This is a genomic window from Thioalkalivibrio sp. ALMg13-2 (assembly GCF_000381185.1).
GTDB lineage: Bacteria > Pseudomonadota > Gammaproteobacteria > Ectothiorhodospirales > Ectothiorhodospiraceae > Thioalkalivibrio > Thioalkalivibrio versutus.
Window position 1 is genome coordinate 1 of the sequence record NZ_KB906143.1, and the last position, 6,512, is coordinate 6,512.

Annotated in this window: 6 protein-coding genes and 1 pseudogene; 3 read left to right on the forward strand and 4 right to left on the reverse strand. The window is 59.3% G+C overall.

What is annotated here, in order from left to right:
* Both F618_RS15100 and F618_RS0114210 read left to right on the forward strand, forming a co-directional pair.
* A partial coding sequence (locus tag F618_RS15100; RefSeq protein WP_019568960.1) for an ATP-binding protein occupies positions 1-206 on the forward strand: 206 nt, incomplete at its 5' end.
* A 223-nt stretch (positions 207-429) separates the two neighbouring features.
* The gene (locus F618_RS0114210; protein WP_019568961.1) at positions 430-657 is read left to right on the forward strand and encodes a type I restriction-modification system subunit M N-terminal domain-containing protein; all 228 of its coding nucleotides are present in this window, start codon (positions 430-432) and stop codon (positions 655-657) included.
* A gap of 311 nt (positions 658-968) precedes the next feature.
* Here the strand turns inward: F618_RS0114210 and F618_RS0114215 are convergent, their stop codons facing one another.
* The 4 genes and pseudogenes from F618_RS0114215 to F618_RS0114230 all read right to left on the reverse strand — a co-directional run.
* On the reverse strand, positions 969-2,807 hold the full coding sequence (locus F618_RS0114215; protein ID WP_019568962.1) for a bifunctional diguanylate cyclase/phosphodiesterase: 1,839 nt from the start codon (positions 2,805-2,807) through the stop codon (positions 969-971).
* A 247-nt stretch (positions 2,808-3,054) separates the two neighbouring features.
* Positions 3,055-3,777, reverse strand: a complete 723-nt coding sequence (locus F618_RS0114220; RefSeq protein WP_155998054.1) for an outer membrane beta-barrel protein — start codon at positions 3,775-3,777, stop codon at positions 3,055-3,057.
* A 32-nt stretch (positions 3,778-3,809) separates the two neighbouring features.
* Positions 3,810-5,762 (reverse strand): ice-binding family protein, encoded by a 1,953-nt coding sequence (locus tag F618_RS15105; RefSeq protein WP_038071734.1) that lies wholly within the window; start codon positions 5,760-5,762, stop codon positions 3,810-3,812.
* A 145-nt stretch (positions 5,763-5,907) separates the two neighbouring features.
* Positions 5,908-6,255 (reverse strand): annotated as a pseudogene (locus F618_RS0114230) (glycosyl hydrolase family 65 protein); the annotation flags it as partial.
* Positions 6,256-6,310: 55 nt separating this feature from the next.
* On the opposite strand from F618_RS0114230, the gene F618_RS0114235 reads away from it, so the two are divergent.
* Positions 6,311-6,512, forward strand: a 202-nt coding sequence (locus F618_RS0114235; RefSeq protein WP_018938172.1) for a transposase, incomplete at its 3' end; no start/stop codon positions are given.

Consider the following 6,512-nt stretch of genomic DNA (forward strand, 5'->3'; position numbering starts at 1 on the left):
ATCGCTACGAGGCGGGCAGCCTGCTGATCACCTCCAATCAGCCCTTCAGCGCTTGGGACGCCATCTTCCCCGACGACATGATGGCCGTCGCTGCCATCGACCGGCTGATCCATCACGCCCATGTCGTCGAGCTCAGCGGCGAGAGCTACAGAAAGCGCGCGCACACCGAGCAACGCAAGAAAACCAAGACCGCCTCAGCGGTCTGACAACACCGACGACCAACCGGCCAAAGTGGTTGTCGCTGACCGGCCAAAATAGTTGACGTCAGATACCTGGCGGTGACGGACAACGAAGCCGTTCCCAAGGCATGAGAACCTCAGGCGTGCTCGCCTAGATGGCCGCCTGATATGCTCGGGCTCCTACATCGATCGTGGCCCGAGTTTCGATGTGCGGTCACACCCTCGTCACACATGGAAGGAGCGACAGATCGTGGCTGAACGCATTGAAAAGACTCTCTTCGCTCCCGCCGACAAGATGCGCGGGGCGATGGATCCCGGCGAGTACAAGCACGTTGCCCTTGGTCTGCTCTTCCTGCGGTACGTCTCGGCAGCATTCGAAGGCAAGCGCGCCGAGTTCGCCGAGGACGAATTCATCGACCTCGAAGATCCCGAGGAATACGCCGCCGAGAATGTTTTGGTTCATCGCACTTTGCCGTGAAAGGCATGCCGAATATCGGGGATCAAATATTCGGTATGCCTGATAGCCGTAGGCCATCCGGCTGATGACCTCGATCACGCCGGCTCGGAACGATGCACTGTGAAGGCCGGGCTCGCCTGAAAGATGCTATTAAACACTTTCGCAAAGGCCCCGATCAGGGACCAAATGCGGCAACGGATCGTCCCCCTGTTATCCAATTGTCACTCGTCACCCGCCCCCCACGTCGCGTTTCGGTGAATCAACGAATCGCCGAGCCGACATGCATCAAAGGCCGACTGGCAAGAAGCCGGTCATGCCTTCGCAGCGGATTTTCACGATGCCGGCGTCCAGTTTTTGAGCAGCGCCAAGGCGTCCTCGGCCGGGAGGGGGCGACTGAACAAGTAGCCCTGAATCACATCACACCCTGACTCCTGCAACAGGGCGCGCTGGGCTTCGTGTTCCACTCCTTCCGCAACCACCTGCAACCCGAGGCCATGGGCGATGTGGATGATGCCATCGACCAATTGGGCGGATCGCGAATCGTGTGTCAGGTCGTCGATGAAACTCTTGTCGATCTTGAGGGTATCGAGGGGCAAGTCTTTAATATGGCTTAGCGACGAATAGCCGGTTCCGAAGTCGTCCAGAGAGATGTGGACGCCGTGATTGCGAAACTCGCGCATGGTCCGGATCGCCTTGTCGACGTTGGTCAGGATGCTCTCCTCGGTGAGTTCCAGAATCAGGCGCTCCGGGGCCAATCGATGCTCCTCCAGGATGTACAGCACACGGCCGACAAACCCGTCTCCAAGGAACTGGGCGGGGGAAATGTTGATGGCGATACGCAGGGGCGGATCTCCGGCTCGGAAAGGCCATTGAGGCGACTCGCCGGCGACCGTTTTGAGCGACCATTCCGTCAGCATCTTTGACAGCCGGGCATTCTTTTCGGCTATAGGCACGAAATCCCGCGGGCTCACGTTGCCCAGTTCCGCATCCTGCCAGCGCGCCAGCGCCTCGAAACCCACGATGCGACTGCCGTCGACGGCCACCAGAGCCTGATAATATTTGGTCAACTGCTGATCGCGGAGTGCAGATTCCAGATGCTGCTCGATCGTGTCTCGGCGTAGTGCCCGTTCCTCCACCTTGTGACTGAAAACATACAGACCGGCATGGGAGCTCGGCCCCTCCAACGCAGCGCTTGCATTCCCCAACAGATCCTCAGGAGTCAGGCCATCCACGGGAGACAGGCTGATGCCTACGTCAATATCAGGTCGAATCGTCGTGTTCTCTACTTCAATGGGACTGGTCAATTTATTGGTGATGGGAGTGACCACGTCGAAGACGTCATCCAACGAGGGCAAATCTATCACCGCCCCGAAACAAGCCTGGCTCAAGTGACCGACCGTTAGCGTCTTGACATCCGTGGCGATCAGACGCTCGGCCAAGTGGTACAGCATGGCATCCCGGGTGGGGCGGCCATGGACGCGGCTGACCTCGTCGAGCTTGTTCACACGCACGTACAGTATGGCCAGATACCGTCCCTTCTCTTCCGACATGCGGATTAAGTGTTTGAGGGTCCTGACGAAAAGAACCTGATCGGGGAGGTTGGTGAGCGTATTGCGAAGACTAGCCCGTCTGGCGCCGTCACGGGCATCATTCAAGGCATGGTTGTGGATGATCAACTCCTCCACGATATGACCGAAGGTCACCAGCCATGTGCGCTGTAGCTCGGAGAGATAACGAGACTCGGTGTCCATGATATGCAGGGTGCCGAGCGGCTGGCCGGTGGGTCCGCGCAGAACGGTGCCCATGTAGAAACGAATGAAAGGAGACCCCACCACCAACGGATGGTGGCGGAAGAAGTCGTCTTCCAAGGTATCGGGGACTTCGAGCAAGTTCTTTTCGAGGGCGTGGACGCAAAAAGAGTCTTCGAGAGGCCTTTCCCCCACCTCCACGCCGACGGAGGACTTGATCCATTGACGATCCTCGTCAACCAGGGACACCGCGACCATGGGCACCTTGAATATCTCTGCCACGAGATGTGTATACCGATCGAAATACTTATCCGCTGGGGTGTCCAGGATATCGAGAGAGCGAAGTTCGGCTAGTCGCTCCCTTTCATCAAAGGGAGGGAGACCGTGCTGGGGGGGCTCAGGGGCTCTGGTGTCTTCGGTCATGGGATTCCTTTTTGGGTCATGAACACCTCCTAATGGCTCATGCTGAGCCTTTTCAGAAATGTCCGCAAAAGTTGACCACTACACACCGTGTTGTTTTGCGAAGGGGCGTTATTTGGCAGATGCCAAGTGGACCCCCTCGCAAGTGTAGGATGCCTCCCTCAGATTGGCGACTAAAAACCGGGTTCTGCCTTGGGGTAGAACCCGGTTCACGCTGAATTGCGATGAACCTGAAAACACATCGGGCAACCTAAGGAGCGGCTGTGCGTTCCGGGCGAGCCTCGCCCGAGCCCGCGCCAAACTGGTAGACCATGCCCACCGAGAACAGATCGATGTCCCCTCGGTTGCCCACGGCATCGTTGACCCGGTAGCGTTCCGCTTCCAGACGCAGCCCCAGCGCCGGGGTCACGGCATATTGCAAGCCGGCCCCGAACTTGTACTGCACGTCGCGCTCTCGCGGGCTGGTGCCGGCGACATGGAACTGGCCCGTGCTCGAGAATCCCACCTTCGCCTCGGCGTAGGTCAGGCCGAAACGACCAAAGGCGGAAAACCGTTCACTTAGCGGCACCATCCCCACCGCGTCGACATTGATGCCGCGCACGCCAATCTCGCCCTTATAGGTGCCCTCCGGCCGGGTGGATGCGGTGTAACTGAAGCCCCCCAGGTCGAAGTAACCTCCCTCCAGGGCGAAGTTCCGGTTGAACTGATAGCCACCAAAAAGCTTATAGCCAAGATCCCGGTCATCATCATCGATTCCGGTCACGGTGAACGCGGTTCCCTCCAGGGCGTCGTCGAGTCGTTCATGAGAGAGATTGGCTGCCGACTGGCCGATATTGGCACCGAGATACCATCCGCGCTCCTCCTCGGCCAGCACGGGGGTGGTGGTGAGCAAGGCAGCGGTCAACAATGCGCCCGTAATCACCCTGGGACTCATAAACCGCCGTTCTTCCTGTGGCATGTTTAACGTGTTCATGTCCTTCTCCAGATGTATATAGATTACGGGTATCACGGCGCCGGAGTATTGATGACGGTGTTCACCATGGTGACCGAGGCCCCCAGGGACAGGACACGTCCGTTGATCGTCACAATCTCAACGTTGCCCGCGGTCGAGATGGCCGCTCCCTCCTGGGCGATGATCGTGCCCTCCATGGTGCCCCCGCCGGCTGCATTGATGATTGCGGAGCTGCCGACCTGCCAGAAGACGTTCTTGGACTGGGCGCCATTCACGAGGATTACGCTTTGGGGGAAATCAGCACCGGGGCCGCCAACCGTCAGAGTGGTCGCCATCTGAAAGACCCACACGGCATTGGGGTCACCCTGCGCATCCAGGGTGAGATCGCCTCCTTCAATCATGAAGGAGCCTCCGCCTGCCGTGTAAACCCCGGGTTCCAGAGTCAGATTGGCCAGATTACCTGCAGCCGGATCGGGGCCACCTGGCAAACCAGCCAGTTCGTTATAGGCGGTTTCGGCATCCAGGCGTGCCTGTTCGGCGATCGCACACTTCTCGGGGTCCACGGTGTCGGAGTTTGGGCCCGTGGTTGATAGCGCGCAGGTGAAAATGGTGCCGTCAACGTAGCCTTGGTTCGCGGGGGTAGTGGTGTACTCATCTTCGTCGTCATAGAAGCCGGTGATGGAACTGGTGGCGGTGGCGATCGTGCCGATATCACCCCGGATCACGGTCAAGAGACCTTCGTTGGTCATGCCGGCCGTACCGCCAAAGGTGCCAAAGGGGGATACCGTCTGTAAGTCGACAGGCTGCAGACATTCCGGCCCGACGGTAAAGCTCCAACTGTAATCCTCAAGCATCTCGTTGGCCGGGATCGCCAGATCCTTGACCCCGTCAGGACCACCCAGGATTGTCGCCGTGTAGGTAACGCCCTCAGTGAGCGGGTCCAGCGGAATAAATGTCGCGGTCTGACCGGTGGACTCATCCAGCAACACCGACGTGGCCTCGACCGGGGTGAAATCGGGGGCCGGCCCGGTCACGGTAAAGGTGGCGGAGGTAATCGACAGCGGGTCCATCCGTTGTCCGGAGGGCACATCGAAGGTGGCATTTACCGTGGCCGTTGGACATACATCGTCCGCATCATCCAGTGGCTGGGTGGACAGCACCTCGACGTTCTCCGGGATAGTCTCCACCGTGGTCGTGAAGGTCCACACGTAGTCGCTGGACGCAGGCAATGGCTCCTGATTGCCTGCCAGTTCATTACCGGCCAGGTCCGTAGCGTCGCTGGTGATGGTGGCCGTATAGTCGGTGCCGACCTCAAGCGGCTCATCAGGCGTGAACACGGCCGTGCGTGAGCCGACGGAGTAACTGACACTGCCTGTCGGTGATACACAGGCGAAGTCGCAGGTCAGGGTAAAGCTGTTCTCATTGATGGATGCCGGATCCATGTCTTCAGAGAACACTGCACTGATAGCGGTATTCGCGGGAACATGCGGTGTGGGGCCGGGGTCGGTGGTCTCGGGTTGAGTCGAAATGACAGTGGGTCGCGTGAGATCGGCCGTGGCTCCGGTGGTAAAACTCCAGACAAACGGCTTACTCATTTCCACGCCGTTGGCGATACTTTCCACATCGCTGATCGTGACCGTGTAGCGGGTCTGCGGTTCGAGTTCTTCTGGCAGGGAAAATGTTGCCAGCCGGTTTTCCGAATCCATGCCGACTGTACCCGTGGGGCTGACACATTGATCTTCGCAGTTGACGGTAAAGCTGGCATCGCTACCCAAGGTAACGGGTTCGCTGAACTCGGCAGAAATAACCTTGAGGTTGATCGCTACGCCAGTGGCATCGTTGAGCGGAGCAACGGCTGTCACTGTGGGTGCTTCAGATGGTGTCGGTTCCGCCTTGTCGCTCCCAAGGACCTCGTCCCTGCTGTCACTGCAACCGCTCAACAAGATGAATAATGAAGTTATTAGATACAGCGCAGCCCGCGCGTAACCATTTTTTGATGTGTCCATGTCCACATTCCCCCCTTAATGAGTAACCTGGCCCGATGCCGGGTCGAGCGCCTATGCATCACCCTGTCACAGGCACCCCGGGGGGTCTGTGCGGTACCGTACACGCCACCGTTGCTCGCTCCGATGCTGGCGCGGCCGGGCGCGATCACGTCTTTGAAACGAGATGGAGTTCGACATGATGCTCCTGGTGGTCGTCCACCAATGGGATGCGTGAATCCGGGCACTCGGCACCGTCCACCGTCATGCGGGTCGCCTGACCTTCGCGTTCCGCGGTCGGCCGGATGGTGATGTGGTAGACCGTCTCGCGGTAGCGATAGTGGATGCGGTAGGCGTCCCAGTCCGCGGGGACGCAGGGCGCGATGCGCAGATGGTCGGCTTCCAGGTGCAGGCCCAGCAGGGTCTCGACCGACAGCCGGTACATCCAGCCGGCCGCCCCGGTGTACCAGGTCCAGCCGCCGCGGCCGGTGTGCGGTGGTGTCGCCTTCCCGTAAATTCGGTCCATTGAAAACTGGAGGTCTCCGGGCACACTAGAGCCAAAGGAGGCCGAGATGCGCAAGAGTCGGTTTACGGAGAGTCAGATTGTTCAGACGCTGAAGCAGGTCGAAGGCGGCCGGAAGGTGAAGGACGTCTGTCGGGAGATCGGGGTCTCTGAGGCGACCTACTACCAGTGGAAGTCGAAGTACGGTGGCATGGAGGCTGCGGACGTCCGACGGCTGAAGGAGCTGGAGGACGAGAACAACCGGCTCAAAC

What these genes read in the sequence shown, in the direction of transcription:
- F618_RS0114215 (WP_019568962.1), bottom strand. Translation starts at nt 2,807, where the DNA reads ATGACCGAAGACACCAGAGCCCCTGAGCCCCCCCAGCACGGTCTCCCT.
- F618_RS0114220 (WP_155998054.1), bottom strand. Translation starts at nt 3,777, where the DNA reads ATGAACACGTTAAACATGCCACAGGAAGAACGGCGGTTTATGAGTCCC.
- F618_RS15105 (WP_038071734.1), bottom strand. Translation starts at nt 5,762, where the DNA reads ATGGACACATCAAAAAATGGTTACGCGCGGGCTGCGCTGTATCTAATA.